Origin of the sequence: Kurthia gibsonii (assembly GCF_006539985.1) — a bacterium.
Taxonomy (GTDB): Bacteria; Bacillota; Bacilli; order Bacillales_A; family Planococcaceae; genus Kurthia; species Kurthia gibsonii.
On record NZ_BJOB01000013.1, the window covers coordinates 34,912 to 58,841 of the forward strand.

Consider the following 23,930-nt stretch of genomic DNA (forward strand, 5'->3'; position numbering starts at 1 on the left):
ACTGTTTTTAAAATTCAGTGTGGCTCTTCATATATATTACCATTTCGCTTTATGCACTTCTGAAGCACCGAGCATTTGTCGAATCGGAAGAATTTGTCCGTTTTCAAACTTAACGAAGCCTTCAAAGTATCCGAATAGTTGGTGGACAGTTGATTGGACAAGTTTTGCATCGGATTTTGCAACACGTTCAAAAAACGGTTTGAACGTTAAGCGTACGTCATTTGAAAACTTGGTTTGAATCGTCCACGGCTTCATCAAGTCTTGCTCATCATATTTGAAAATGACATCTTCATGTATTTTAGTCATTTTTCCGTCAAAGAAAAAAGCATTCTCTGTCATACCTGTGCCATCTGTCCATTGTCCACCAAAGTTTAGCCCAACACGATGATTACGACAGCGCTGTGATGCCATCGCCCAGTTCCAAGTCGATTCTCTCGGCCATACACCGCGACCGTAGTCGAGTACAGCATAAGAATCGCGACGATCGAACGCATAGCGACGATCACCAATTTTCACATAACCTTCTGTTGGTAATGTATGATGTTTTGCGGTGAATTGGAATGTTTGGCGATTCCAAGGAATGACAACATTGAGTGATTCATCTTCCTCTAAATGGTGAATGGTCAAATCAGCATGCAGTAGCTCACCATCAAAATCAGGAATTGTAACGGTTACTTGTGTTTCTTGATAGCCATCATAGAGAAACTGAATTTTCATTTCACTATGATTGCAAATCGTTGTATCGAGTACGTGTTCAGACATCTTTGGTTTTTTACCGAGTGGTGACATCGTAATTGTTTTTTCGAAAAAACGTTGCGTTTCATAATCTAATACATAAACAAAGCAAACGGTTGCATAATCAAGATGACTAATAGCTGCTGAGAACATTAAATCATCCCCATACACACACCAATAATTCCACTTTTTCTTACGCATGAAGTGGCCCTTTAAATTACTTTGAATTAAAGGTTTTCGTGCATAACCAATCGCAGCAGGATTTAAATTTCCTTTTGCGTCACATAATTTAATTGTGTCTAAAATTTCATTCTCTGCATGCTGAACCACTTCATAACATCCTTTCCTAAAAAATTATTCCGTACAATTTAGCTGTTACTTGTATTGTATCAAAAATTAATTAAAAAAAATGATTTCGTGAAAAAAATAAAGGAATTTTTTTCAATTATTTGCTACTATGAACGCCATTCCAGAAAAATGTTGTAATTTCATGTGCAGTTTCTTCAAGAGTGTTGAAAAAACCTTGCCCATTTGAATCGGTAAACTTACTTAAATTAAGAAGTGATAAAAATAAATGTGCCATAAATTTCGTACTCTTATTCGGGAGAACACCATTTTCTACTTCTTTTGCAAAACAAGCTTCAATTGCGTCATGCATGGCATCTTCAGAGGCTTGAATTCTTTTTAATTGGTCTTCTGATAGGCTAGATGATGCTTCGCGAATAAATGTGTGAATATCGATATCGACAGTTGCGCGTGTAAAAACAATAATTAGTTGTTCAAGTCGCTCTTGAAAGGGTATATGTTGAGATAGAATCTTTACTGAACTTTGACGTACCGTCGTCATTAAAGATTCAACAGAAGCTGTAAATAATTCAGCTTTTGTTTTGAAATAATAGTAAACTGTCGCTTTTGTAATATTACATTTGAGTGCTACTTCATCCATTGATGTATTTTTATAACTATATTGTAAAAAAAGTTGGATTGCCGTATTTAAAATATGCGTTTTTGTAGGGATTACACGATCTTCTTGCTTAGGGCGACCTAAATTTTTAGGTGAAACTGACATAGTGAAGCCCTCACTTTCTAATAGAATTTAGAGGTTATTATATCATATTTTAAAATTTTATTTGATTAATTAACTCTCGAGTATATATAATGAGAGAGAATAAAAAAGGAGTGAGAAAATATGCGAAAGCATCCATTAGAACAATGGGGCGCGTTAGTAGCAGGTAAAAAAGGACGCTGGATTACATTAGCTTTTTGGGTTCTACTCGTAGCGGTATTATCATTTACACTTCCCCAAATTAATAGCGTAGAAAGCAACAACGCAGAAAATTTACCTTCAAACGCAGCTTCAAAAGAAGCGGAAAAAGTTATTAAAGAACAATTTCCAAATGATTCAGGTATTCCATTATTACTTGTTTGGCACCGCGAGGGTGGTTTAAATCAAGAGGATTACGCAAAAATTCAAAAATTATATAAAGATTTGGAGAGCAACCCTGTACCTCATCAGGCAACAATTCCTCCATTTGGTAAATTACCACCACAAGCTTTAATGAAATCAGCTTCAGAGAATGGGTCTACACTTGTTACACCTGTATTCTTTGATCAAAAATCAACAACGGAGCAATTACAAGTTGGTTTAGATGACATTAAAAAGCAAGTAAAAGATTTAGATGTTAAAACAACAGGTAGTTATGACAATAAAGACGAACTAAACCTTCGTTACTCAGGTCCTGTTGGAATTGCGATTGACGCAACAGGTCTATTCAAAAATGCAGACTTTAAATTATTAGCAGCAACTGTATTACTTGTATTAGTATTATTAATTTTAATTTATCGTTCACCATTATTAGCGATTATTCCATTAATTGCAGTAGGTCTAGCATATGGTGTGATTTCACCATTACTTGGACTGATGGCGGAGCAGGGATGGATTGATAAGGACGATCAAGCAGTGTCCATCATGACCGTTCTATTATTCGGGGCAGGAACCGATTACTGTTTATTCCTGATTTCAAAATATCGTGAAGTATTATTAAAAGTAGAAAATCGTTTTGAAGCGATGAAGATTTCGATGAAGGAATCGGGCGGCGCGATTATGATGAGTGCTTTAACAGTTGTAATCGGTCTTGCAACATTAGGTTTAGCACACTATGGTTCATTCCATCGATTCGCTGTACCATTTAGTTTTGGCGTTCTAATCATGGGAATTACAGCACTAGTTGTACTACCAGCCATCTTAGTAATCATTGGTCGTGTGGCATTCTTCCCATTCATTCCGCGTACAGAGAAAATGGCGCAGGAAGTAGCAGCGAAAAAAGGCAAAGCACCAAAGCAACATGCACCACAGCACCGTATCGGTAAGAAGGTTGCGCATCTTGTTACAGGTAAACCATGGGCAATCATTATTATCACAGTTGTATTCTTAGGTGGTCTTGCAGCATTCACACCAAAGGTTAACTATACGTTCGATTTACTATCATCATTCCCAGATGAGACAAATTCACGTGAAGGTTTTAAACTAATTGAAGATAACTTCTCAGCTGGTGAACTTGCACCGATGAAAGTCGTTGTCGATACAAAAGGCAAAGATGTTAACTTAAAAGAGAATCTTGGAAAATTAAGTTACGTGAGTGAAGTAGCAGCACCACAACAAAGTGAAAAAGATAAAAACATTCAATTATACGAAGTAAGTTTAAAAGATAATCCTTACTCAGCAGAAGCTCTAGAAACTGTACCGAAGATTACAAAAGCAACAGAAGGTTTCTTGAAAGATGCAAAAGTAGAAGACGGTAAAGTATGGGTAGGCGGCGAAACAGCTTCACAATATGATGAGAAAGAAACAATCTCTCGAGATGAATCTGTGATTCTACCAACGATGATTGCGTTAATCGCATTACTATTACTTGTATATCTTCGTTCGATTACAGCAACAATCTACCTTGTCGGAACCGTTGTATTATCGTTCGTTGCAGCGCTTGGTGCAGGTTGGATTGTTCTACACTATGTTTTAGGTTTCGATGCAATCTCTGGTTCAATTCCATTATATGCATTCGTATTCTTAGTAGCACTTGGTGAGGACTATAACATCTTCATGATTTCAGAGATTTGGAAGAATCGTAAAAATGGTAAGCCGCATAAATTGGCAATCCAAGAAGGTGTTATTCATACAGGAAGCGTTATTACATCAGCAGGTTTAATCTTAGCTGGTACGTTCGCAGTATTAGGTACATTACCAATTCAAGTACTTGTACAGTTTGGTATTGTAACAGCTATCGGTATTCTAATGGATACATTCATTATCCGTCCATTACTTGTACCAGCCCTAACAACAGTTATGGGACGTTACGCTTACTGGCCAGGAAAGTTATTTAAGAAACAATAAATAGTAGGGTAGCTAGGGGAAATATTATATTTGAACCTAGCTGCTTTTCTAATTTACAACGATTTTACATAATGGTTATCATATGCAACTTCTTATTTTTTTCAGCATATGATACAGTTAAATTACATGAAAGTGAAGGAGTTGGACATTATTCTTACTGTTAAAGAAGTTATTCGTAATCGTCGTTCAATTAAATTATTCAATGGTAAACCTGTTTCAAAAGAAGCACTATTAACCATTTTTGATGATGCTAAATGGGCTCCAAACCATGGTAACCGTCAACCGTGGCGTATTGTATTAGCTACAGAAGATGGATTACAACGATTAAATACGGTTATTCGTGATGTTGTTGTACCGAACTGGGAAGAACTATCTGTAGAAGAACTAGCGAAAAAGATGGTGAAGTTTACAACACCAGGTGCTGTCGCTTTTGTCATCATGCCAGAAGATTTGCGTCAAAAAGAACGCCTAGAGGATTTTGCGGCAGCAAGTAGCTTTATTCAAAACATTCAATTGCTTGCGTGGGATGAAGGAATTGGTTGTTGCTGGAAAACACCAGGTTGGTTAGAGAAACCGGAGTTCTTGAAAGCACTAGGTTTAGAAGCAGGTGAAAGACCGATTGCGATGTTGCAATTTGGTTACTTTGATACAATCCCTGCTGAAAAACCAAAAAAATCTATTGAGGAATTTGTGACATTCTTTTAATAAAAATCTTGTGAATTTGAAGTTATTTCTAAAGTAGAACGAATATTTTCCGAATGTATAAGTAGGAAGATACAACGTCTATGGAGGAAATAGCTTCCTTTTTTTATATCTATATGCTCGTTTTCCTCTTGTAAAAGAACGCTTGTTCTTATATTATGAAAATAAGGAGATGAGAAGGATGATTCAATTGAAGTCAATTTGTGAGATTCGTACGAATAATTTCCATGATCCGGACATGGCGATGAAGTTCGACCAATTATGGAACGAGGCCACACCTTACAAGCTAGATGGCACTGTTCTTTATGGTGTATATAGTCAATATGAGAATAATTATAAAGGTGATTATACAGTAGGTGTATATCGCGAAAGTCAAATTGGTGACTTGAATATTGATGTCAATACAGCCTATAAAAGCTATGTAGTGGATCATCATGATCCGATGGGTGTATTTAAAACATGGCAAAAGATTTGGCAAGAAGAAGAAGAAGGTATTATCAATCGCGCCTATACATACGACTTTGAAAAATATGAAGCAGATGGTACGATTACGATTCATATTGCGATTGATACATGTCTATAATGATAAAAAAGAAACAGCCTCGTTATAATCGAGCTGTTTCTTTTTTTATTTATTTTTTGTAATCTTTGATTTCGTGGAAGTAATCACTTACGACACGTAGACCTTTATCAAAGTTTTCTAAGTGGAAGTGTTCGTTAGGTGCGTGAATGTTTTCTGTTGATAGTGCGAAGCCCATCATGACAACAGGTGCGCCTAAAATTTCATCAAATGTTGAGACGATTGGAATCGAACCACCTTCACGTACATAAGCTGTTTTTGCGTCATATTGTGTTTCGTATGAACGACCAGCTGCTTGAATGAGTGGGTGATCCATCGGTGTGATGAACGGTTTACCTTTATCGAATTCAGCCACTTCAACCTCTACACCAGCAGGCTTGTTCGCTTCAATATGTTTACGAAGAAGGCGAACGATTTCGTCTGGATCTTGGTCTGGTACAAGACGGCATGTAATTTTTGCGCCAGCTTGAGCAGGAAGAACGGTCTTAATTCCTTCACCTGAGAAGCCACCGAATACACCGTTTACTTCAAGTGTTGGACGGGCAGAAGTTTGTTCTAAATAGGAGAAGCCTTCTTCACCGAATAATTCTTTTACGCCTGTTTCTTCTTTAATATCTTCTTCAGAGAAGTCTAGTTCTGCATAAGTTGCGCGTTCTTCATCTGTTAATGGGCGCACAGAATCGTAGAAACCTTCTACAGAAATCGTACCATGTTCATCATGGAATGAAGATAATAAATCAGCTAATGCATGGATTGGGTTTTGTACACCGCCACCGTAAACACCAGAGTGTAAGTCGCGTTTTGAACCTTTTACTGTAATTTCGATACCTGCTAAACCACGAAGTGCATAACATACAGCTGGTTTACCAGGACCGTATAGTGCTGTATCTGAAATTAATACAACATCTGTTGCTAATTCTTCTTTATGGTCAGCGATGAATTGGTCTAAATGAACGCTACCGATTTCTTCTTCACCTTCGAAGATGACTTTCACATTAACAGGTAATTTTTCTTCTGTTTGTAATAAAGCTTCAAGTACTTTGACATGCATGAATACTTGACCTTTATCATCACTTGAACCACGTGCATATATCTTGTTGTCACGAATTTCAGGCTTAAATGGTTCTGTATCCCATAGCTCAATTGGGTCAACAGGTTGTACGTCATAGTGACCGTAAACAAGAACAGTTGGACGACCTTCAGCGTGTAACCATTCAGCAGTTACAACAGGATGTCCTGGTGTTGGTTGTACTTGAACATTTTCCATACCTGCTTTTTCAAGCAAGTTTGCTAAATAATCAGCAGCTGTTTGCATATCTGGCTTATGCTCAGAAAGTGAACTAATACTTGGAATGGCTAAAAATTCTTTCATTTCTTCTAAATGCTTTTCACGATGATTTGTAAAATATTGATCGACTTGTTGTAATTGATCCATTTAAAATCCCTCATTTCTAACGTAATTAGCTCTAGTATAACATATGTTTCGATAGGCGGAATATTTTGAACGTTCATAGATATAATTGGAATACTGTTTAAGTTAAAAAGTACAATAAAAAAAGGAAAGTTAGTTGGAGGTGGAAGAAATGGTCATGACCGTTCAGAATTTTTTAGAATTACCGATTACAAAGGATTTTGAGGTTGTAGCAGGGGAAGATTTTCTACACAAAAAGATGAAGAACGTTGAAATTTTAGACTTTGAGTTTATTAAGGGCTTTGAAGGAACGCGTGAAAAGATGTTCACAGAGGATAGTCTTGTGTTGACAAGTTTGCTATTTGCACAACATGAACCGGAACTACTGATGGATATGGTAGAACGATTTGCGGACCTACATATTAGTGCATTCGCTTATAAGCCAGTGATTTATAAAGATTTACCATCTGAAGTTTTAGAATTAGCAGTGGAAAAAGAGATTCCTGTTTTAAAATTCGGCGGTGATGAGTTTTTTGAAGATATTATTTTTCAGGCGATGAATTATCGTACACGTGCTTCACAAGTCGAATTTTTAGAGACAACGGTTGCTCGTTTAATTGAAGATGATTTAGACCGCGAAACACAATCTACACTTATGCGCCAATTGAACCGACCTTTTGAGACATATGCATATGTAGTGAGTATTTCAAGTCCGCACATTGCTTCATATAATTTATTTCGTTTAGAACCTTTTTTACGTACAGGATTAATTACCCGTTATAAACAGCAAATGATTATGGTCATGACGAATCATAGTTCATCAGCGCCTTTTCATGAAAGGATGATGGAGATCTTACAAATTTGTAAAAAGGAATTAGCACCAATCCAAATTGGTATGAGTAATGTTCATGAAACAGAGCAAAATTTAGCAAAAGCATTACAAGAAGCGTGTTACGCTAATATTTTTGCGAATCTTTATAACCAAGCAATTTTTTCATACGATACATTGAAAACAGAGAAATTATTAATTGAATTAATGAAAAAACAACCTTCTTTCGTTAAAAGATATATAGATGAATGGATTGAACCGTTAGAGGAGTGGGATCACTTTTTAGAAACAGCCATCTCATATGTTTTACAAGAAGGGAATATTAAAGCTGTTGCGGAGTTACACTATTGCCACCCGAATACGATTCGTTATCGTATTACAAAGATGAAGACGATTTTATCGCCAGAAGTAAATGACATGCAGTTTTTTGAGCAATTATCTGTTGCAATTAAGTTATATCTGTTAAAAAAACATTTAGATTTGTAAAAAATACAAAAATAATTTAATTTTTTTAGAAAATACATGAAACATTTTGTTCTCTTTACATGATATGCTTACAAAAGCTAAAAGGAGGAGAACGAATGAAACAACATATAGGTGTACTTATGTTGATGGTAACAGCAGTTGTTTGGGGCAGTGGATTTGTTGTCACAGATATCGGTTTGGATTACCTCAACGCCTATCAATTAATGGCTGGGCGATTCATATTAGCCGCTATTCTACTAATTATTTTATTTGGTTATAAATTTAAAAAAATAACGAAACGTGTCATTTGGAAGGGCGCGATTTTAGGCGCTATTCTTTATACAGGTTTCGTGTTACAAACAGTGGGTCTTGAATATACAACACCATCTAAAAATGCTTTTTTAACAGCTGTGAACGTATTAGTTGTTCCGTTAATTGCCTATGCAGTGTACAAGCGTAAAGTTGATCGTTTCGAAGTGATTGGGGCAGTTACAGCATTAATCGGGATTGCGCTACTCTCATTGCAAAGTTCATTCACAATGAATATTGGCGATATTTTAACGCTATTATGTGCGGTTGCTTTCGCGTTTGATATTTTTTATACGAATAAATTTGTTCAAAATGAAGATGCTATTTTATTAACGATTATTCAATTTATTTCAGCAGCAGTAATTAGTGCTTTATTCGTGCTAGTAAGAGGTGATGTCCCAACAAGTATTGAAAGTGTTGGAACAGGCGGTCTATTCTCAATTGTTTATCTCGCCGTATTCTCTACAATCGTGGCGTACTTATTCCAAAACATCGCTTTCAAATATACATCTGCAACACAGGGAGCCATCATTTTATCGATGGAATCATTCTTTGGTATGGTTTTCTCGGTCGTATTTTTGCATGAAGTATTAACAGGACGTATGGTAATCGGCGCTGTGCTTATTTTAGCTGCCATTATTTTCTCGGAAGTCAAACCGACATTTGGAAAAAGACAGCCAAAATTATTAAAGCCAGATTAAATGAGAAAGAGGAATCTCGTAAGACGGGATTTCTTTTTTATTGTAAAACATTAGACTTTGCATGGTACAATGCATCGTAAATAACTTTTGTACGTAAAGTTAAAGTATGACATTGTCGAATATAAGTAATGAATATAGAAGACACCGTATGATTTTCACTATCATAAGGCATCTTCTATTATTTATATAAATATGTATTCTTACATAAATTGCACAAAAACCTTACACGTTTGTAATGAAAGTGAAAGCAAAACCGATAGAGCGTAAGGTTGTTTTCGCAGATAATAAGAGTATAACAAAGCAAGTAATATTCGGAGGTTTTAAAAATGACAATTCAACTTGAAGAAGTTTATGAAGAATATAATCGCTACATATATCATTTATGTTTAAAATTAACACGTAATAAAGCAGAAGCAGAAGACTTAATGCAAGAAGTATGGGTGAAAGTTGTCCGCTATGAATCATACGTTGCACAAGTCGACCACTTAAAAGCATGGTTAACAACAATTTGCATGAATACATTCCGCGACCGCTATCGCAAAAATGTACGTCGTAGCAAATACATGATGAACCAACCTGATACATTAGACGTACCTGTTTTAGATTTGGTTCCCAACAATGAACCAACAACAGAAGAATTAATTGAGCAAGAAGATGTAGCGCAATTAGTACAAGCAAAAATCAATCAACTAGACGGTATTTACCGCAATACACTACTTTACTTCTATGTAAAACAATACTCATTAGTTGAGATTGCAGAATTAATGAAAGTATCAATCGGTACAGTAAAATCACGTCTTTTCCGTGCAAAACAGCGCCTAAAAGAAATGATGTTACAAGATGATACAACAGCTACAGCTATCTTGCCAGCATAATTAATACAAGTAATCTATGAAAGTTGTCCCCCTAATCTCACAATCGTCATTGTGAGTTCATATAGATTGGAATCGTATATAAACAGATATACGATTCCTCTACTACATATAAAAAAAGCCATCTTAAACATGTAAAAACCCACATCTGAAAATGTGGAAGGCATGTAAAAGATGGCTTTTGAACATGACTGTGTTCAATTAACCAAGTAAGAGTTTAGAGAATATTTTGCGAAGTGTATCCACTTCGTCTTCTGTAAGCATACCGAACATACGCTGAACCATTAACTCAATATGCGCATAGGCATTATCGAGCAACTGGATTCCTTCATCCGTAATTTCAATCTGATAAGCGCGTCGGTCGGCTACATTCTTTGTTTTTTTGATATAACCTGCGTTGATGAGCTTCGTAGTTAGAACGGTTACACCGCCAGTCGTGACATGTAGCTTTTCAGCTAAATCAGATGGGCGAACAGGGCCATTCGATTCTAAAAGATCGAGTAATAAAATATGGGTTTTTGAAAGACCCATATTATTATGGCTGTTCCATTCGTTTGCCCATTTTCTTTCAAGAGCTGCAGCAATCTCGAAAAGAGACGAGATGCTGTGCTCTTTTTCTTTATTATTCATCATAGGGTAACTCATCTCCAACGTGATTCATTTAGAAATCATTTGATAAGCGTTGCATTTCAAATAATTCATATGCACGTACTTTACGTGGAATAAAACGACGAATATCCATCTCGTTATATCCAACTTGTAGGCGCTTATCGTCAATTAAAATTGGGCTACGCAACATTTTTGGGTGGTCTTTAATAATACTATAAAGTTCTTGAATTGATAACTGATTAATATCGCAATTTAAGTTTTTATAGTCTTTTGAATTCGTTGAAATAATTTCATCTGTGCCGTCTTCTGTCATACTTAGAACTTGTTTGAACTCAGCAAGTGTTAACGGATCTGATGTAATGCGTTTTTCTACATATGGAATTGCGTTCTCTTCTAACCATTGTAGAGCCTTCTTAGATGATGTACAGCTAGTTTGTGTATAAATTGTAACAGTCATGTTCATTACCTCTTTCTCTTTTGTTAATATATTTATATCTTACCAATAAGATATTTATAAGTCAATTACATTTTCGTGACAAAAAGATGAAAAAAAGAGTATTAAATAGAAATATTACACAATTGTAATGTTTATTTACGAAAACATTAACTGTATTAATGTGTAATGCAATCTGTTTCACTTCTATTACAATATATGACGAGAATGTAACGGGAAAGTTCGTTAATCAAGCAAGAAAAATATAAATTCGAGCTATTCGTAAAATAATTTAAGTGTTTGTATGGAGAGTAGTCTGGGTAAATAATTCGTGTAAGCCAATCTTTAAAGAATAAATTTTAAATACCTTGGTTATAGGCTGGAGGTTAAAAAATGAATATGGGTTTGAGATGGATTTTTGGTATCTATGCTTTATTAACATTTTTACTATCACTTAGCATCATTCTTATGCTGATAGAAGTATATGATTCAGTAGCATATGTACTTGAATTCCCAAAGAATGGCTCTTTCTTCATTGTAGTCATTTCACTTGTATCATTTCTTGCATTGGTGTCGCTTATTTTATTCTTTAGTAGTTTTAAGTCGTCACCTAGTACACGAAAAGATTTAAATATTGATACAAGTTTAGGTGAAATCAGTATCTCTAAAAAGTCAATTGAATCCATGGCGTATAATATTGCGAAAAAATTTGATGGCATTCGTTCACTTGAAGTCGGGGCTGAGATTTTTTCAAAAGCTGAAAAAATTAAACTTACTGTTACATTTTCAGTTTTTAAAAATAGTGCCGTACAACAAACAGTGAAAGAGATGCAGCAAAGATTGAAAGATGATTTAGAGAGAATGTTAGAAGTGCAAGTAAGTGAAGTACAGATTTATGTAATTGATTTAGAAGGCAAAACAAGCAAAAAACAACGCGTCGTATAAGGAGGAGCGTCATGAATAATAAAGAAGTATTCATACGCTATCGTGGGCGTATAGTAGGCTTAATTGCAGCAATTATTTTTAGTGTGTTATTTTTAACAGTTGGTTTTGGATATGCAGTCATGGTTTTAGTATTTCTACTTATTGGGTATCTCATTGGTAAGTGGGTAGACCATGACTTGGATATTGCATCTTACATTGATGCACTATTTAATAGAAGATCATAAAAAACAGGAGTGATTTCATGTCAAATCAAAATGTACGTTCAACAGAAAAAACACCAGAAGAAGTAGAATTAGAGAAAAAAGAACAGGAAGAACAACATAAAAGTCATTTAACATATGATGATGAAGTGATTAAAAAGATTGCAGCACTTGCAACAACGGATGTAAAAGGGATTCTAGGAATGAGTGGTAATCTATTCCAAGGTCTCCAAAAAACATTAACAGGCAATGAAAATTTAACAGCAGGTATTCAAGCCGATATTGGTGAGAAACAAGTTGCAATTGATGTTTCAGTCTATGTTGAGTATGGATTGAGCGTGCCAGAAATTTATCGCACTGCTTATCAAAATGTAAAAGCAAATATCTCGCAAATGACGGGACTGGATGTAGTGGAATTTAATATGCATGTAGATGATGTCTATACGCGCGAAGAGTTTGTTGAGTCAAATAAATCAAAAGCTAAAACAAGTTCATCAAATAGTCGCGTAGAATAGATTGAAAAAAGAATCACGCCAACCGGCGTGATTCTTTTTTGTATTATTGTTGTCCTTTAGAGAACCATTCTGCAACGTCCCAAACTTTTGTTACAAGACCTTCGTAGAATTCAGGTTCGTGGCTGACAAGAACGATTGTGCCTTTATATTCTTTCATTGCACGTTTTAATTCTTCTTTTGCATCCACGTCTAAGTGGTTAGTCGGCTCATCGAATAGCATCCAGTTCGATTCATCCATCATTAGGCGACATAGACGTACTTTTGCTTGTTCGCCACCTGATAAATGAGCCATTGGACGTGAAATATGTTCATTCTTTAAACCTGTTTTCGCTAGTAATGCACGCACAGTCGCCTGTTCTAATGAAGGGAACGCATTCCAAATGACATCGATTGGTGTTTCATTACCGCCTTTTACTTCTTGTTCGAAGTAAGAAGGGAATAAGAAGTCACCACGTTGTACATCGCCACCAAGTGCAGGGATTTTACCAAGCATGGTTTTTAGAAGTGTTGATTTACCAACACCGTTCATTCCAACTAATGCAATCTTTTCACCGCGTTCAATTTCGAAAGTAAGCGGTGGAAGAAGTGGTTTATCATAACCAATTAATAAATCTTTTGCTTCTACTACATAGCGACTTGAACTACGTGATTCTTTAAAACTAAATTGTGGTTTCGCCGCTGTTTCAGGACGGTCAATTCGCTCCATACGATCCAATTGTTTTTGACGTGATTTCGCACGACCCGTTGTCGAGAAACGCGCCTTATTCTTTTGGATGAATGTCTCTTGTTTTTTAATAAACTCTTGTTGCTTTTCATACGCATCAATATGTTGTCGCTTATTAATTTCAGCTAACTCTAAAAACTTCTCATATGTTGCTGTATAGCGAGATAGTTTTGAGAACTCTAAATGGAAGATAACACCGACTACATCATTCATAAACTCTACATCATGCGAGATGAGAAGGAATGCGTGAGGGTAATCTTTTAAATAGTTTTTCAACCATGTGATATGTTCTTCATCTAAATAGTTAGTCGGCTCATCTAGTAACAATACTTTTGGCTTTTCAAGTAATAATTTCGCTAGTAAAAGCTTCGTACGTTGACCACCTGAAAGAGCGGTTACATCACGATCTAAACCAATTGCATCTAGTCCAAGACCACGCGCCACTTCATCAATTTTCATATCGAGTGTATAGAAATCACCTGCATCAAGCGCATCTTGAATTTCAGCCATTTCTTCAAGTAATTCTTCTAATTGTTCAGGTGACGCTTCCGCCATTTTACCTGTAATTTCATTTAATTGTTCTTCTTTTTTATAAAGTGGAAGGAACGCATCGCTTAATGTTTCACGCATTGAACGACCTGGTGTTAATACAGCGTGCTGGTCTAAATAACCGTAATGTGTGTTTGGTAACCACTCTACGCGACCTTCATCATGGATGAGTTGACCTGTTAAAATACTCATCATTGTTGATTTACCAACACCGTTTGCACCTACAAGCCCTACGTGTTCTCCTTCTACAATACGAAACGACACATCTTTGAAAAGTATACGGTCTCCGAAAGAATGACCGAGCTTTTCGACTGTTAAAATTGCCATAAAAATAGTTTCCTCCTGCTTAAAAATAAAAGGTTTTTAAAATAACCTTTTGCCAGATGATTAAAATTTCGCTAATTCTGTGTTCAATTGGGCAAGTTGTGTTTCCATATCTTTTAGACGCTGTTCAGCCTGTTCAATCTTTTGTGGATAGCCAGTTGCCTCTAATTTTTCGATATCACCTTGTTGACGGATATAGTCGCTTTTCAGCTCAAGAATTTGATACTCAATTTCTGCTTTTGTCGCCATTATATATACGCTCCTTTATTGAAAAATGCATTAGCATTTCATTTTAATACTCATAGAGAATATTGTAACATAGGAAGTCACTCCTAGAAAGAAAGCAAATTTCGCTTTCCGTCGAAAGACTGATTTGTCTAAAAATGAAGTAGAGTTGCTATTGAAAGGGTAGGGTGTTTGTTACAATGAGTTTGTAGAAGTAGATAAATGGAGGTCACGTGAGATGAAGATTTTATTAGTAGATGGAACAGTTTTAGGTCGAAAAACAGGCGCGATTTTAGAAGAAATTCAAGGATACATTGAGCAGTTCGATGGTACGCTTGATTTAGAGCTTGTACGTTTTTCAGATTATGAACATCAAATTGTAGATGGTCGTCCATTCGATCAATATAATACGGGGATGCAAGAGCTAGTCCGCAAATTAGAATCTGCAGATGGCTATATTTTTGCAACACCTATTTTCCAAGGTTCGATTCCAGGCGTCTTAAAAAATGCGCTCGACTTTTTAAATCCGAAAGCATTACGCTATAAACCCGTATCAATTGTTGCAAACGGTGGAACACATCAACATCATTTAGTAGTAGAAAATCAATTCAAACCAATTTTAGATTATTTCCGCGCATTAGTGACACCAAACTATGTGTACACACATACAAGTCACTTTGACGACCAAAATAACATTATCGACGAAAATGTGCATGAACGCTTACAAGAATTAGCACGCGTCTTCGTAAAATATTGCGAGTTAAGCGCAAACTTACCGAAAGAACCACTAGATTAAACATAAAAAGCAAACGACTTTGGAGTTTATTTAAAAATCCAATATCGTTTGCTTTTATTTATTTTGGTATATGAATTTCAGAAATTAATCTGACCAACTAATCCAGTGGGCATGTTTTTGTAATAAAGGATAGATGGTCTGTTCACCATAACAATCTCGTTTTCATCTTTTATGATGGAGAGGAGAGGTGCGTCATTTAAATTAAAAAGCTATTGAATATTATTAAATCAATTTTTGGAGTTGATTATATGAACGATTTATTTAATTATATTGAGGTTGTAACTGGAAAAAAGCCAGAGATTTTACCTGAAGAACCTTTAAAAATTCCTAGACCCCTATCCATGAGCTATAGAATGAAGTAATTAAAGGACACATTAATGAATTTTTAATAAAAATAGAACAAGAAGATAAAGATATCTCAAGCCTTGTTCCTGATATTTCATTATCTGAAATTATCGCTGATTTAAAACTATTATTTAAAATAAATGAATAAATCACGTCCCATATAATGAAATCTTTTTAGAAATATATCGAGGATGAATATCAATGTTTTTTGCGAAAAAACTGATAATTTGCTATAATAGTCATTAACTAACTTGAACGGAGGTGAAGGAAATGAAAAAATCAGTAACGGCGACAGGTGTACAACTTGATACAGCGATGTATTTAACACGTGTCATGACTTTCGATTTACAAGCTAACGGGACAGGTCTGTCTATTTTTAAGTCAATCGAAAATATGAACCGTAGCTGATTAACCATTCCTTCACAGAAGAATTTGTAGGGGACTGCTCGTTAATGAGTAGTCCTTTTTGTTTTCTCAGCTACTTAAATGGAGGAAACAACAATGTATATTAAAGCAGAAAAAATCACGAAAAATTTTGGTGGGCATCCACTATTTCAAGAGTTAACAGTCGATATTCACGCAGGCGAACATGTCGCAATTGTTGGAAATAATGGTTGTGGTAAGACGACATTATTAAAAATTATGGCGGAAGAAGAAGCGGTAGATACGGGAAGAATTATTAAGGCGAAGGGAAGCCATGTTGGTTTTCTTCATCAGATTCCGAATTATCCTGATATGACGGTATATGATGTGATGTATGAAGCATTCGACAAGCTGAATCACATTCAAAAGAACATGAAGCAGCTGGAACAACAGATGGCGACAAGTGATGATTTGGAGTCACTGTTAAAAAAATACGGCACGCTACAAGAACAATTCGAAGCGAATGATGGCTATATTTTAGATTCGAAAATTTCGTACGTATCAACAGGTCTAGGTATTGCCCATCTTGTAGAAGAAAATTTTGAACAACTGAGTGGTGGCGAAAAAACGAAGGTCACACTGTGCAAAATTCTCTTACAAGAGCCTGATATTTTACTACTAGATGAACCAACGAACCACCTCGATTTACATGCAATTGAGTGGCTCGAAAAATATTTACAGCAGTTTAAAGGAACGGTCATTGTTGTATCACATGATCGTCAGTTTATGAATCATGTCGTAACGAAAGTTATTGAAATTGAGGACGGACAAGCTTGGGTATCGCATGGAAATTACGATGCTTTCTTACAAGCAAAAGAAGATAAATATGCACGCGAGTTCTCACAATATCAAGAACAACAAAAGAAAATTAAAAAGATTCGAGATGCGATTCGTCGATTACGCCAATGGGCGAATGAGGCAAGTCCACCGAACCCTGATTTATACCGAAAAGCAAAAGTCATGGAGCGTATGTTAGAGCGCATGGAGAAAGTGAAAAAACCACGTGTTCAAAAGAAAATGAAGTTACAACTAACAGCTTCAGAGCGCAGCGGAAAAGAAGTCGCACAATTTTATGATGTGGCAAAGAGTTATGATCGTTTATTATTCAAAGATGTAACATTTGATGTGTATTGGCAAGATACGCTTGCGATTATTGGCGAAAATGGAGCGGGTAAGTCGACATTATTGAAGATGTTATTAGGTGAGGAACAGCCAGATGAAGGCATTGTAGAATTAGGGAGTTCTGTGAAAATCGGTTATTTAGCACAACATTTAATTGAAGCAGACCCAGAAGCCCGTTTAATTGATGTCTTTCGTTCAGAGTTGATGATGACAGAGCCTGAAGCACGCCATATTCTAGCACAATTCTTATTTTACGGTGCAGATGTCTTTAAAAAGTTTAAAAATATGAGTGGTGGCGAGCGTATGCGATTAAAACTCGCACAGCTCATGCAGCAAGAAATTAATCTGCTTATTTTAGATGAACCGACGAATCATTTAGATATTGAATCGCGTGAAGTGTTAGAAGAAAACTTAGAACAGTTTGAAGGAACGATTATTGCGATTAGCCATGACCGTTATTTCTTACAAAAGTTATTTGACCGTATTGTATGGATTGAAAAACAGCGCGCGATTGTTCATGAGGGAGATTATGCTTTTGCAAAAGAGAAGCAGGCGATGATGATGGAGTTGTCACAATAGCGTATTTGTATGTCTGTTCATCTATCCCTTATAATAGAAGGAGATTGAGAGGAGCGGAATTATGTCAAAATCATTAGTTATTGCTGAAAAACCATCCGTTGCACGCGATATTGCGCGCGTTCTAAAATGTACAAAAAAAGGTAACGGATCTTTGGAAGGCGACAAATATGTCGTGACGTGGGCGTTAGGTCATTTAGTCACACATGCAGATCCAGAACAATATGATGTGAAATATAAAGAATGGAAGATGGAAGATTTACCGATTATTCCAGAACCATTCAAGTTAGTACCAATTCGTCAAACGACGAAACAATTCAATGCGGTCAAAACATTATTGAATCGTCAAGATGTGAATGAAGTCATTATCGCGACAGATGCTGGGCGTGAGGGGGAACTTGTAGCACGTTGGATTTTAGCGAAAGCGAAGTCTCGTAAACCAATCAAACGTTTATGGATTTCTTCTGTAACAGATCAAGCGATCCGTGAAGGATTCAATAATTTAAAAGATGGTCGCAAATATGACCATTTATATGAAGCAGCAGTTGCACGTGCTGAGGCGGATTGGGTGGTTGGTATCAATGCGACGCGTGCATTAACGGTTAAATATAATGCGCAGTTATCGACAGGTCGTGTCCAAACACCGACGCTTGCGATGATTGCGAATCGTGAACAACAAATTAAAAACTTCAAACCGAAGACGTATTACGGTTTGCAAGCTTTAACGAATACAGTGACCTTCACATGGCACGAAAAAGGAACGAATCAAACACAATCGTTCCAAAAAGAGAAGATGGAACAGTTATTAAAATCACTCGATTCGGTGAAAACAGGTGAAGTTATAGACGTGAAAACAACACCAAAACGTACGCCAGCACCACATCTATTCGATTTAACAGAACTACAAAAAGAGGCGCATAAACGCTATGGTTGGTCAGCGAAAGAAACACTTTCTACGCTGCAAAATCTATATGAACGCCATAAAATTGTGACGTACCCACGTACGGATTCAAAACATTTAACATCGGATATGAAGAGTACATTCACAGACCGTATTAAAGCATCGGCTGTTGGAGATTATCGTGCAGCTGCTAATAAAATTTTAAGTAAGGGAACACCGCAAGCTCAAAAAGGTGTTGTCAATGATGCGCTTGTATCGGATCACCATGCGATTATCCCAACAGAAGAAGTCGTAAATTTACGTGCATTATCAGATAAAGAATATAAATTGTATGATTTAATCGTTAAACGATTTTTAGCTGTATTTTACGGTGCGTATGAGTATGACCAAACGGTTGTGACATTAAAAGTAGGAAATGAAACATTCACTGCAAAGGGAAATACAGTACGCGATGAAGGTTGGAAAGCTGTTTATTTACAAGAAGACGAGCAGTCGAATGAGCGTACACTGCCTGTATTTAAAAAAGGTGAGCAAGTCAGTCTACGTGGCATCGCCTTAACAGAAGGTCAAACAAAACCACCAGCTCGTTTTAATGAAGGAACACTACTTGCGGCAATGGAAAATCCATCACAATTTATGGGTGACGAGTCGAAAGAATTAGTTAAAACATTAAAAGAAACAGGCGGTATCGGTACAGTTGCGACACGCGCAGATATTATTGAAAAGCTATTCAAGTCATTTGTGATTGAGAAAAAAGGTAATGATTTATATACAACGTCTAAAGGTCGCCAACTATTAGATTTAGCACCAGCAGATTTAAAGTCACCAGCTCTAACAGCTGAATGGGAGACACAATTGACAAAGATTGCAAAAGGACAGGCGAAAAAAGCCGACTTCATGCGTCAAATGATTGATTTTACACAAAAATCAATTTCAGATATTAAGAAAAGTGATCAGAAATTCAAACATGATAATATTTCTGGGAAAGTATGTAGCGAATGTGGCAAGCCGATGCTTGAAGTAAATGGTAAACGCGGCAAAATGCTCGTATGTTCAGATCGTACATGTGGCAACAAGAAAAAAGTATCCACAATTACGAATGCGCGCTGTCCAGTATGCCATAAAAAATTAGAATTACGTGGCGAAGGAGAAGGACGTATTTTCGCATGTAAATGTGGGCATCGTGAAAAACTCTCGGCTTTTGAAAAGCGTAAAAAACAATCAGGTAATCAAAAAGTTTCAAAACGTGACGTTCAAAAATATATGAAAACACAACAAAAAGAAGAACCTGAAAACACAGCGATGGCAGACGCTCTTGCGAAGTTATTTGGGAATAAAGAAGAATAAAGTGAAATGATATGATATGAACCAATAGACTAGAACAAGTGTGATTTTGTTCTAGTCTATCCTTTTTGACTTACTTTTATCATCTTTTTGAAAAATTTCCATATCGAAAGACCTTTATAAGAAACATACTCTTTTACATCTTTTGATTCTTTCGTATGAATATTCTGATTATAAGAGTTATTTTCTAAATATAGGTAGATATTTACCGAAATAAAGGGTAAATAGTTCGAGGGAAAGTGTGTCAAAAAAGTAGTATTTTGAATAGTGATTCTAGTTATTTCAGCGTTTATGTGATAAGTTTTTTAGTCACAAAGAAGTGCCGAAATCCGAATTTTAAGATGTGTATTTAGTTGGTTTTGACTGAATTGGATACATGATACACTAAATATAACAATATCATGTGGAGAGGAGGAAGGATTATGAGATTAGCATCCTTATTAAGTAATCGTTTTACAGAGTTTGAAGCGCGCAAAAAATTAGTGACATTGAAAAATGTGGATGATGCGTATAAAAAACAAGCTAAATATTTCTCACCAACGACAAACTCGAGTTTGGAAGAGTTGGTGAATTTATTGACAGGTAAAAAGGAAAAAGAGAATCATTCGAATTTACAAGAATCTTTACAGCATCTTCAACAACGTGCGACAATAGAAGAAAATCAAGGTACGACACAATCACCAACAGAGATGATGTTGCAAGATGATGTTACGGTTCACCTTCTTCCTGAAACAGGATTACCAAAAACGTTACCTGTTCAATTAAAAGATGCAAGACAGATGACGAAAGAGCGTTTAACCGAAAAAGCACTTGCGACGTATCAGTTCCAAATGTCGATGGCACGCGGTGGCTTCAAAGTATTGGAGCCGATGATCTATTGTACCGCATAAGGAAGTGGCGAAATGGCGAAGAAAGTTCAAAAGACGAATGCAGTTCGTTTGTTGGATCAACAAAAAATTCCGTACACATTAAAAGAGTATGATGTACATGAAGAACATTTAGATGGTGTTACAGCAGCACAAGAAATTGGCGAGCCTGTTGAAAAAGTCTTTAAAACATTAGTTGCGACAACAGCGAAAAAGCAACTTTATGTGTTTGTGATTCCTGTAGCAGAAGAGCTTGATTTAAAGGCAGCAGCGAAATTCGTTGGTGAGAAAAAAATCGATCTTTTACCTGTTAAAGAACTACTGGCACATACAGGATATATTCGTGGTGGTTGTTCACCAATCGGCATGAAAAAGCTATATCCAACAGTGATTGATGAAGCTGCAACAGCACAATCGGAAATCTTCGTAAGTGCAGGGAAACGAGGCATGCAAATTTGCATTCAACCACAGTTATTAGCACGAGTTGTTCAAGCAAAGTTTGGTACAATCACTTGTTAACAACTTAAATTGTTTGTTACAATAAAATTTGTCTGAACTCGGAAATATGCAATTATTTTAAATTCCAGCATATGTGAAAAAGAACCTGAACAGACGGGTTCTTTTTTATTTTGTGCTGATAGACGGAGGCAACAATGAAAAATCATTACACATTACGCTGGATATTTTTTATCGGTGGACTTGCCATTTTAGCTTGTGGTGTCGCGCTAACGATTAAAGGACAGAGTTATGGTATCGGTTCATGGGATGTTTTACATGTCGGATTATATCAAAGTCTCGGCTTAACAATTGGTACATGGTCAATTCTTTTAGGGTTACTCATTATTATTCTTAGTGCAGTCGTATTAAAAGAGTTACCGAAGATTGGTACAATCATGAATATGGCATTAACAGGCTTATTCATCGACTTTTTCAATGCAATTATTCCAGATGTAAATACGGCAGTTGGTCAACTGATCTGTTTCGTATCGGGTGTCATTATTTTAGGAATTGGTGATGCGATTTATATTACTGCGAACTTAGGCGCTGGTCCTCGTGATAGCCTCATGCTCATTGCGGTAGAACACCTAAAATTAAGTATTACTGTCGCAAGAACAGCGCTGGAATTTTTAGTGGCAGTGACAGGTTATTTAATTGGCGGTCCAATTGGTCTTGGAACAGTCATTATGGTATTTGTACTCGGTCCTGTTATTCAAATTTCTTTCAAATATACAGAGCGCTTGTATCAATATCTGACAAAAGAAAAAACGACAGTCATTGTAGAAGAAGTGAAGCAAAATGTGTAAATCACATTCTGTTTTTTATTGCATACAAACAAATGTATTTTTGAGTTGTACAGTATGTTTGAAACACTTCTAAATCCTTCTAAATCAACGGTTTGCGTTCTTTTCCAATGCACAATATGAAACGACTTATGGTACAATGACAGTAACATCAATAGAGGGGATGATTCAATTGTCTAAAGTTTTAAATGCATTTGTAGATGAGAATTTACAACAACTTCGTACACAAGGTTTATATAATGAAATCGACTCAGTAGAAGGTCCAAATGGTCCAATCATTACAATCAGAGGACAACAACTGATTAATTTATCATCAAATAACTATTTAGGTTTAGCAACGAACGATACATTAAAAGAAGTAGCCAAAAAAGCAATCGACAAATACGGTGTTGGCGCAGGGGCTGTGCGTACAATTAATGGTACACTGGATTTGCACGTGAAGTTAGAAGAGAAATTAGCTGAGTTCAAAGGGACGGAAGCTGCTATTTCATATCAATCTGGCTTTAACTGTAATATGGCGGCAATTTCAGCTGTTATGGATAAAAATGATGCGATTCTTTCAGACCAATTGAATCATGCATCAATTATCGACGGTTGTCGTTTATCGAAAGCAAAAATCATCGCTTACAACCATTCAGATATGAATGATTTACGTGAAAAAGCAAAAGCCGCAAAAGAATCAGGCTTATATAATAAAATTATGGTTATTACAGACGGCGTATTTTCAATGGATGGTGATATTGCGAAGCTACCTGAAATTGTGGAAATCGCAAAAGAATTTGATTTAATTACGTATGTAGATGATGCGCATGGTTCTGGCGTTACAGGTAAAGGAAAGGGAACTGTAAAACATTTTGGTCTTCAAAATGAAATCGACTTCCAAATCGGTACATTATCAAAAGCAATCGGTGTTGTCGGTGGTTATGTAGCTGGTAAACAAAATGTCATTGACTGGTTAAAAGTGCGCTCACGTCCATTCCTATTCTCAACAGCGCTACCACCAGCAGATGTAGCAGCAATTACGGAAGCAGTACAAATGATTATGGATTCAACCGAGGTACATGATCGTCTGTGGGAGAACGGGGACTACTTAAAAGCAGGATTACAAAAGCTAGGTTTCAACATTGGTCATTCCGAAACACCAATTACACCATGTATTATTGGGGATGAAACATTAACACAACAATTCTCAAAACGCTTAATTGAAGAAGGCGTCTATGCAAAATCAATCGTCTTCCCAACCGTTCCTAAAGGTACAGGTCGCGTACGTAATATGCCAACTGCCGCACATACTAAAGAAATGTTAGATGATGCACTCGCAATCTACGAAAAAGTAGGAAAAGAGCTAGGCATTATTAAACAATAAATTGATTGATGAAGGCTTCGAATTTTTTCGAAGTCTTTTTTGTTTGAGTGGGCGAGTGATCCATTTTCGCCTTCGAATGTCCTGTTTGGACGGTTGAATGGCCCAAATCGAGCAGCGAGTGACCCATTTTCGTCCTCGAATGTCCCGTTTGGCGTAGTGAATGCCCCAACACCTTCAGCGAATGCCCCAACACCTTCAGCGAATGACCCAAAATGACGTTCGAATGTTCGAATTCACATAAACCTAGTCAAATGAAGTCCTCTTGAATTACTCAAAAGCCTTGAAGAAAGTGCAGAGAGGGAGCAATTTAGGTGTTTTGTGCGAGTGATCCATTTTCGCCTTCGAATGTCCTGTTTGGACGGTTGAATGGC

Annotated in this window: 24 protein-coding genes; 17 read left to right on the top strand and 7 right to left on the bottom strand. The window is 36.4% G+C overall.

Annotated elements, in window-relative coordinates:
• Nucleotides 1-36 precede the first annotated feature (36 nt).
• The gene (locus KGI01_RS06045; RefSeq protein ID WP_068456213.1) at nt 37-1,065 is read right to left on the bottom strand and encodes a DUF2804 domain-containing protein; all 1,029 of its coding nucleotides are present in this window, start codon (nt 1,063-1,065) and stop codon (nt 37-39) included.
• Between the two features lie 115 nt (nt 1,066-1,180).
• Nucleotides 1,181-1,804, bottom strand: coding sequence for a TetR/AcrR family transcriptional regulator (locus KGI01_RS06050; protein ID WP_068456209.1), 624 nt, complete (start codon nt 1,802-1,804; stop codon nt 1,181-1,183).
• A 120-nt stretch (nt 1,805-1,924) separates the two neighbouring features.
• Here KGI01_RS06050 and KGI01_RS06055 point away from each other — a divergent pair, with 120 nt between their 5' ends.
• From KGI01_RS06055 to KGI01_RS06065, 3 genes are all read left to right on the top strand, one after another.
• Nucleotides 1,925-4,126: an MMPL family transporter gene (locus tag KGI01_RS06055; protein WP_141273943.1), complete on the top strand. Its 2,202-nt coding sequence runs from the start codon at nt 1,925-1,927 to the stop codon at nt 4,124-4,126.
• A 147-nt stretch (nt 4,127-4,273) separates the two neighbouring features.
• Entirely contained in the window at nt 4,274-4,831 is a 558-nt protein-coding gene (locus tag KGI01_RS06060) for a nitroreductase family protein (protein WP_255314747.1), read from the top strand.
• A 178-nt stretch (nt 4,832-5,009) separates the two neighbouring features.
• Complete coding sequence (locus KGI01_RS06065) at nt 5,010-5,411, top strand: AraC family transcriptional regulator (protein ID WP_141273945.1); 402 nt, start codon at nt 5,010-5,012, stop codon at nt 5,409-5,411.
• Nucleotides 5,412-5,460: 49 nt separating this feature from the next.
• On the opposite strand, the gene KGI01_RS06070 is transcribed toward KGI01_RS06065, so the two are convergent.
• Nucleotides 5,461-6,843, bottom strand: coding sequence for a dipeptidase (locus tag KGI01_RS06070; protein WP_141273946.1), 1,383 nt, complete (start codon nt 6,841-6,843; stop codon nt 5,461-5,463).
• A gap of 154 nt (nt 6,844-6,997) precedes the next feature.
• On the opposite strand from KGI01_RS06070, the gene KGI01_RS06075 reads away from it, so the two are divergent.
• The 3 genes from KGI01_RS06075 (at nt 6,998) to KGI01_RS06085 (ending at nt 9,998) form a co-directional block, all read left to right on the top strand.
• Nucleotides 6,998-8,134 (top strand): PucR family transcriptional regulator, encoded by a 1,137-nt coding sequence (locus KGI01_RS06075; RefSeq protein ID WP_170214744.1) that lies wholly within the window; start codon nt 6,998-7,000, stop codon nt 8,132-8,134.
• 95 nt (nt 8,135-8,229) lie between these two features.
• The gene (locus tag KGI01_RS06080) at nt 8,230-9,123 is read left to right on the top strand and encodes a DMT family transporter (RefSeq protein WP_141273948.1); all 894 of its coding nucleotides are present in this window, start codon (nt 8,230-8,232) and stop codon (nt 9,121-9,123) included.
• Between the two features lie 326 nt (nt 9,124-9,449).
• On the top strand, nt 9,450-9,998 hold the full coding sequence (locus KGI01_RS06085; protein WP_068456179.1) for an RNA polymerase sigma factor: 549 nt from the start codon (nt 9,450-9,452) through the stop codon (nt 9,996-9,998).
• Between the two features lie 198 nt (nt 9,999-10,196).
• On the opposite strand, the gene KGI01_RS06090 is transcribed toward KGI01_RS06085, so the two are convergent.
• Both KGI01_RS06090 and spx read right to left on the bottom strand, forming a co-directional pair.
• On the bottom strand, nt 10,197-10,625 hold the full coding sequence (locus KGI01_RS06090; RefSeq protein ID WP_141273961.1) for a MarR family winged helix-turn-helix transcriptional regulator: 429 nt from the start codon (nt 10,623-10,625) through the stop codon (nt 10,197-10,199).
• A 31-nt stretch (nt 10,626-10,656) separates the two neighbouring features.
• Entirely contained in the window at nt 10,657-11,061 is a 405-nt protein-coding gene (gene spx / locus KGI01_RS06095) for a transcriptional regulator Spx (RefSeq protein WP_141273949.1), read from the bottom strand.
• Nucleotides 11,062-11,430: 369 nt separating this feature from the next.
• On the opposite strand from spx, the gene amaP reads away from it, so the two are divergent.
• Genes amaP through KGI01_RS06110 form a run of 3 tightly spaced genes read left to right on the top strand, consistent with a single transcriptional unit; the run spans nt 11,431 to nt 12,697 of the window.
• The gene (gene amaP / locus KGI01_RS06100) at nt 11,431-11,982 is read left to right on the top strand and encodes an alkaline shock response membrane anchor protein AmaP (RefSeq protein WP_141273950.1); all 552 of its coding nucleotides are present in this window, start codon (nt 11,431-11,433) and stop codon (nt 11,980-11,982) included.
• Between the two features lie 11 nt (nt 11,983-11,993).
• Nucleotides 11,994-12,206: a DUF2273 domain-containing protein gene (locus KGI01_RS06105; protein WP_141273951.1), complete on the top strand. Its 213-nt coding sequence runs from the start codon at nt 11,994-11,996 to the stop codon at nt 12,204-12,206.
• A 17-nt stretch (nt 12,207-12,223) separates the two neighbouring features.
• Nucleotides 12,224-12,697 (top strand): Asp23/Gls24 family envelope stress response protein, encoded by a 474-nt coding sequence (locus KGI01_RS06110; protein ID WP_068456169.1) that lies wholly within the window; start codon nt 12,224-12,226, stop codon nt 12,695-12,697.
• Nucleotides 12,698-12,740: 43 nt separating this feature from the next.
• Here the strand turns inward: KGI01_RS06110 and KGI01_RS06115 are convergent, their stop codons facing one another.
• Complete coding sequence (locus KGI01_RS06115; protein ID WP_141273952.1) at nt 12,741-14,297, bottom strand: ABC-F family ATP-binding cassette domain-containing protein; 1,557 nt, start codon at nt 14,295-14,297, stop codon at nt 12,741-12,743.
• A 60-nt stretch (nt 14,298-14,357) separates the two neighbouring features.
• Nucleotides 14,358-14,543 (bottom strand): SE1832 family protein, encoded by a 186-nt coding sequence (locus KGI01_RS06120; protein ID WP_141273953.1) that lies wholly within the window; start codon nt 14,541-14,543, stop codon nt 14,358-14,360.
• Nucleotides 14,544-14,757: 214 nt separating this feature from the next.
• Here KGI01_RS06120 and KGI01_RS06125 point away from each other — a divergent pair, with 214 nt between their 5' ends.
• From KGI01_RS06125 to KGI01_RS06155, 8 genes are all read left to right on the top strand, one after another.
• Entirely contained in the window at nt 14,758-15,315 is a 558-nt protein-coding gene (locus tag KGI01_RS06125; protein WP_141273954.1) for an NADPH-dependent FMN reductase, read from the top strand.
• 615 nt (nt 15,316-15,930) lie between these two features.
• On the top strand, nt 15,931-16,068 hold the full coding sequence (locus KGI01_RS13830) for an RAxF-45 family protein (RefSeq protein WP_170214745.1): 138 nt from the start codon (nt 15,931-15,933) through the stop codon (nt 16,066-16,068).
• Between the two features lie 93 nt (nt 16,069-16,161).
• On the top strand, nt 16,162-17,784 hold the full coding sequence (gene abc-f / locus KGI01_RS06130) for a ribosomal protection-like ABC-F family protein (protein ID WP_141273955.1): 1,623 nt from the start codon (nt 16,162-16,164) through the stop codon (nt 17,782-17,784).
• A 61-nt stretch (nt 17,785-17,845) separates the two neighbouring features.
• Complete coding sequence (locus tag KGI01_RS06135; RefSeq protein WP_141273956.1) at nt 17,846-20,029, top strand: DNA topoisomerase III; 2,184 nt, start codon at nt 17,846-17,848, stop codon at nt 20,027-20,029.
• Between the two features lie 419 nt (nt 20,030-20,448).
• Nucleotides 20,449-20,916: a hypothetical protein gene (locus KGI01_RS06140; protein WP_141273957.1), complete on the top strand. Its 468-nt coding sequence runs from the start codon at nt 20,449-20,451 to the stop codon at nt 20,914-20,916.
• A gap of 12 nt (nt 20,917-20,928) precedes the next feature.
• The gene (gene ybaK, locus KGI01_RS06145; protein WP_141273958.1) at nt 20,929-21,411 is read left to right on the top strand and encodes a Cys-tRNA(Pro) deacylase; all 483 of its coding nucleotides are present in this window, start codon (nt 20,929-20,931) and stop codon (nt 21,409-21,411) included.
• Between the two features lie 134 nt (nt 21,412-21,545).
• Nucleotides 21,546-22,196 carry a YczE/YyaS/YitT family protein gene (locus KGI01_RS06150; protein ID WP_141273959.1) on the top strand — a complete coding sequence of 217 codons (651 nt, stop codon included), beginning with the start codon at nt 21,546-21,548 and terminating at the stop codon, nt 22,194-22,196.
• A gap of 160 nt (nt 22,197-22,356) precedes the next feature.
• Complete coding sequence (locus KGI01_RS06155) at nt 22,357-23,559, top strand: glycine C-acetyltransferase (protein WP_174795796.1); 1,203 nt, start codon at nt 22,357-22,359, stop codon at nt 23,557-23,559.
• Nucleotides 23,560-23,930: the final 371 nt, after the last annotated feature.

Coding starts and splice junctions, on each gene's coding strand:
- KGI01_RS06135 (WP_141273956.1), top strand. CDS start 17,846: ATGTCAAAATCATTAGTTATTGCTGAAAAACCATCCGTTGCACGCGAT.
- abc-f (WP_141273955.1), top strand. CDS start 16,162: ATGTATATTAAAGCAGAAAAAATCACGAAAAATTTTGGTGGGCATCCA.
- KGI01_RS06080 (WP_141273948.1), top strand. CDS start 8,230: ATGAAACAACATATAGGTGTACTTATGTTGATGGTAACAGCAGTTGTT.
- KGI01_RS06050 (WP_068456209.1), bottom strand. CDS start 1,804: ATGTCAGTTTCACCTAAAAATTTAGGTCGCCCTAAGCAAGAAGATCGT.
- spx (WP_141273949.1), bottom strand. CDS start 11,061: ATGACTGTTACAATTTATACACAAACTAGCTGTACATCATCTAAGAAG.
- KGI01_RS06125 (WP_141273954.1), top strand. CDS start 14,758: ATGAAGATTTTATTAGTAGATGGAACAGTTTTAGGTCGAAAAACAGGC.
- KGI01_RS06115 (WP_141273952.1), bottom strand. CDS start 14,297: ATGGCAATTTTAACAGTCGAAAAGCTCGGTCATTCTTTCGGAGACCGT.
- KGI01_RS06055 (WP_141273943.1), top strand. CDS start 1,925: ATGCGAAAGCATCCATTAGAACAATGGGGCGCGTTAGTAGCAGGTAAA.
- KGI01_RS06110 (WP_068456169.1), top strand. CDS start 12,224: ATGTCAAATCAAAATGTACGTTCAACAGAAAAAACACCAGAAGAAGTA.
- KGI01_RS06105 (WP_141273951.1), top strand. CDS start 11,994: ATGAATAATAAAGAAGTATTCATACGCTATCGTGGGCGTATAGTAGGC.
- KGI01_RS06075 (WP_170214744.1), top strand. CDS start 6,998: ATGACCGTTCAGAATTTTTTAGAATTACCGATTACAAAGGATTTTGAG.
- ybaK (WP_141273958.1), top strand. CDS start 20,929: ATGGCGAAGAAAGTTCAAAAGACGAATGCAGTTCGTTTGTTGGATCAA.
- KGI01_RS13830 (WP_170214745.1), top strand. CDS start 15,931: ATGAAAAAATCAGTAACGGCGACAGGTGTACAACTTGATACAGCGATG.
- KGI01_RS06150 (WP_141273959.1), top strand. CDS start 21,546: ATGAAAAATCATTACACATTACGCTGGATATTTTTTATCGGTGGACTT.
- KGI01_RS06085 (WP_068456179.1), top strand. CDS start 9,450: ATGACAATTCAACTTGAAGAAGTTTATGAAGAATATAATCGCTACATA.
- KGI01_RS06070 (WP_141273946.1), bottom strand. CDS start 6,843: ATGGATCAATTACAACAAGTCGATCAATATTTTACAAATCATCGTGAA.
- KGI01_RS06120 (WP_141273953.1), bottom strand. CDS start 14,543: ATGGCGACAAAAGCAGAAATTGAGTATCAAATTCTTGAGCTGAAAAGC.
- KGI01_RS06155 (WP_174795796.1), top strand. CDS start 22,357: ATGATTCAATTGTCTAAAGTTTTAAATGCATTTGTAGATGAGAATTTA.
- KGI01_RS06090 (WP_141273961.1), bottom strand. CDS start 10,625: ATGAATAATAAAGAAAAAGAGCACAGCATCTCGTCTCTTTTCGAGATT.
- amaP (WP_141273950.1), top strand. CDS start 11,431: ATGAATATGGGTTTGAGATGGATTTTTGGTATCTATGCTTTATTAACA.
- KGI01_RS06065 (WP_141273945.1), top strand. CDS start 5,010: ATGATTCAATTGAAGTCAATTTGTGAGATTCGTACGAATAATTTCCAT.
- KGI01_RS06140 (WP_141273957.1), top strand. CDS start 20,449: ATGAGATTAGCATCCTTATTAAGTAATCGTTTTACAGAGTTTGAAGCG.